This window comes from Nonomuraea terrae (assembly GCF_004348995.1).
In the GTDB taxonomy this organism is placed as follows: Bacteria; Actinomycetota; Actinomycetes; order Streptosporangiales; family Streptosporangiaceae; genus Nonomuraea; species Nonomuraea terrae.
The window spans coordinates 1-3,106 of the sequence record NZ_SMKQ01000395.1 but is presented as its reverse complement, the minus strand read 5'-3'; the positions used below and the strand labels follow the sequence as shown (position 1 = coordinate 3,106).

2 protein-coding genes are annotated in these 3,106 nt (G+C 70.7%); both read right to left on the bottom strand.

Translation table 11 applies throughout. The features are described 5' to 3' along the window. Positions 1-167: 167 nt before the first annotated feature. Positions 168-1,859 carry an ABC transporter family substrate-binding protein gene (locus E1286_RS46750; protein ID WP_246075752.1) on the bottom strand — a complete coding sequence of 564 codons (1,692 nt, stop codon included), beginning with the start codon at positions 1,857-1,859 and terminating at the stop codon, positions 168-170. 18 nt (positions 1,860-1,877) lie between these two features. Then, on the bottom strand, positions 1,878-3,106 hold a 1,229-nt coding region (locus tag E1286_RS46745), incomplete at its 5' end, for an ABC transporter ATP-binding protein (RefSeq protein ID WP_132623792.1).

Sequence of the window (3,106 nt, the reverse complement as noted above, 5' to 3'; positions counted from 1 at the left end):
GTTCTACACCCCGCCCCTGACACTCTCCCGCCGCACATCGCAAGGTCCTTCGGGGAGGTGGTGGAGGTGGTGAAGGTCCATGGGGGAGTGGTGGAGACGATCGTCACGGTGAAGGTCCCGTGGGGGAGTGGCCGGGACGGTCAGGAGGGGCGTCAGGGTGGTGTGGATCAGCGGACGAAGCCGATGTTCTCGTACTGGAGGTCGTAGAAGCCGCGCGCGCCCACGTTCGCCAGCGTCTCCTTGACCGCCACGTTCTGCGGCCGCTGGTACAGCGGGAGCACGTTCACCTCCTGCCAGATGAGCTTGTCGGCCTCGTTCGTCGCCGCGCGGGCCCGCGCCGGGTCCAGGCTCTGCGACGCCCGCTTCATGGCCGCGTCGATGGCCGCAGACCCGGTGCGCCCGAAGTTCGCGTTCCACCGCCCGTCCGTGGCGTTCGCGTAGATGCCGTAGCTGCTCGACACGGGGAACGGCGTCCCGATGTACGCGAACGGCGTGATGTCGAAGTTGCCGGGAATGACGTACCTGGTGAAGAAGTCGTCGCTGGGCACGGACCTGATGGTGAGCTTCACCCCGATCTGGGCGAGCATGCTCTGTGCCAGCTCACCCTCCGCCTTGCTCACCTGCACCCCCGACGGCACCACGAACCGCAGCTCCAGCGGCTTGCCGCCCTTCATCCGGACAGCGCCGCTCAGCCGCCAGCCGGCCGCGTCCAGCATCTGCTTGGCCTTCTCGGGGTTGTAGACGCCGAGCACGCCCGCGTTGTCCTGGTATCCCTCCTGCGTGTTCATGAAGAAGTGGTTGTTCAGCAGCGTGATCGGCCAGTCGAGGCCCTGCAGGTCGGACTGCGCGATGGCCTGACGGTTGATGCCGAGCTGGACGGCCTGGCGCACGTTGCGATCGCGCAGCAGCTCACTGGAGCCGTTGAAGGTGAAATGCCGGAAGTCGGGCCCGGCGGCCTGGCGGACCTGCGCGTCCGGCGTGTTCTTGGCGCGCGCGTAGTCGGGCGCGGACGGCCCCACGTCGATGATGTCCAGCTCGCCGTTGCTGAACGCGCCGATCAGGGAATCCTGCTCGGACGCCCGGTAGACGATCCGGTCGAGCTTGGCCCGCTGCCCCCACCACGCGTCGTCCCGTACCAGGGTGATGGTCTTGGCCGTCTGGTCGAACCCGCCGAACTTGAACGGGCCCGCCGTCACCGGGATCTTGTTCAGCCAGGCGTTGTTGAACGCCTCCGGGGTCTTGTTGGTCGAGGCGGGCAGCAGCGGCCCGAACAACGACTGCCAGTCGCCGAACGGCCGGGCGAACGTCACCACCACCTGGTAGCCGTCCTTGCCCTTGGCCACCTTCTCGATGTCCTGGTAACCGGTCGAGGAGGCGATCCGGTAGCCGGGGTCGCGCCCGCTGAGCGCCTGCCACTGCGCCTGGTAGTCGGCCCACGTGATCGGCTTCCCGTCCGACCACTTCGCCCGCGGGTTCAGCGTGTACGTCACCACCTGCTTCGGCCGCCGATCGGTCACCCTGGCGTCCAGCACGTAGTCGCGGTCGACGGAGATCTGCGCCTTCTCGTCGGACACGAACGGCCCCGGCAGCAGCGCGTTGCTCACCGAGGCGGCCACCGCGAGGTTGCCGTCGACGTGGTTGCGGTTCCACTGGGCGGGGAACTCGTTGATGCCCCACCGCAGCGTCCCGCCGTCCTGGACGTTCTCGCGCGGCTGCGGATTGATGTCGTACGCCTTGATCGTACGCTCGTCGCCCGGGCCCTCCTGGACGCCGGGCGCGCCCCCCTGGCCGTCGCCGCAGCCGGCCAGCAGCAGCGACCCCGTCACCGCGACGGCCACGGCACGACGTGATGCTCTCATCGAACGCATTCCTCCTGCTCAGACGACTTCCCGGCTCTCGGCGTAGTGACAGGCCGCACCGTGGTCCTCGCCCACGGGCCGCACCTCGGGCTCGACGTCCACGCAGAGCCGGCGTTCGGCGTCGGTGAGCTCACCCCGGAACTTCGGGCATCTGGTGCGGAACCGGCAGCCCGACGGAGGGTCGGCCGGGCTGGGCAGGTCGCCTTCGAGCAGGATCCGCTCACGCGAGCGCTCGCGTACGGGATCGGGCAGCGGGATCGCCGAGAGCAGCGCCTGCGTGTACGGATGCGCGGGAGCGTCGTAGACGGCGCCGACGCGGCCGATCTCGGCGATCCTGCCCAGGTACATCACGGCCACCCGGTCGGCGATGTGCCGCACCACGGCCAGGTCGTGCGCCACGAACAGGTACGACAGCCGCAGCCGGTCCTTCAGCGAGCCGAGCAGGTTGAGCACCCCCGCCTGGATCGACACGTCGAGCGCGGAGACGGGCTCGTCCAGCACCAGCAGCCGGGGCTCCAGCGCGAGCGCCCTGGCGATGCCGATGCGCTGCCGCTGCCCGCCCGAGAAGCTCTGCGGGTGGCGGGCGGCGTGGGAGGGGTGCAGGCCGACCAGGTCGAGCAGCTCGGCGATCCGCCGGGCCGGGCCGCGCCGTCCGTGCGTGCGCAGCGGCTCGGCCAGGATGTCGTAGACCGTCATGCGCGGGTCGAGAGCGGCCAGCGGGTCCTGGAAGACCACCTGCATGTCGCGCCTGATCGCGGTGCGCCGGGCCCGGTCGAGCCGTGTGACGTCGTGGCCGAGCACGACGATGGTGCCCTCCTGCGGCGCGGTAAGCTCCAGGATCTGCGTCAGCGTGGTGGTCTTGCCGCTGCCGGACTCGCCGACCAGCCCCAGCGTCTCACCCTCGCGGATGTCGAAGTCGACACCCGCCACCGCGTGCACCGTGCCCACCCGGCGCTTGAACACCGCCCCCTTGAACAGCGGATAGTCCTTGACCAGGCCGCGCACGTCCAGCACGGTCCGCTCGCCGCGCGGCCGGGGCGCGGCCGCCTCCTCCGGCTCCGGCGGGGCCTCGTACGGGCGCACCTCCTGCCAGCGGATGCACGCCGCGCGGTGCCCCTCGCCGACCTCGAACAGCGGCGGCTCGCCCGCGTCGCACGCGTCGATCCGCAACGGGCAGCGCGGCGCGAACGGGCACCCGGGCGGCAGCGCGGCGGGGGAGGGCGGGTTGCCCTCGATCGGCGTCAGCG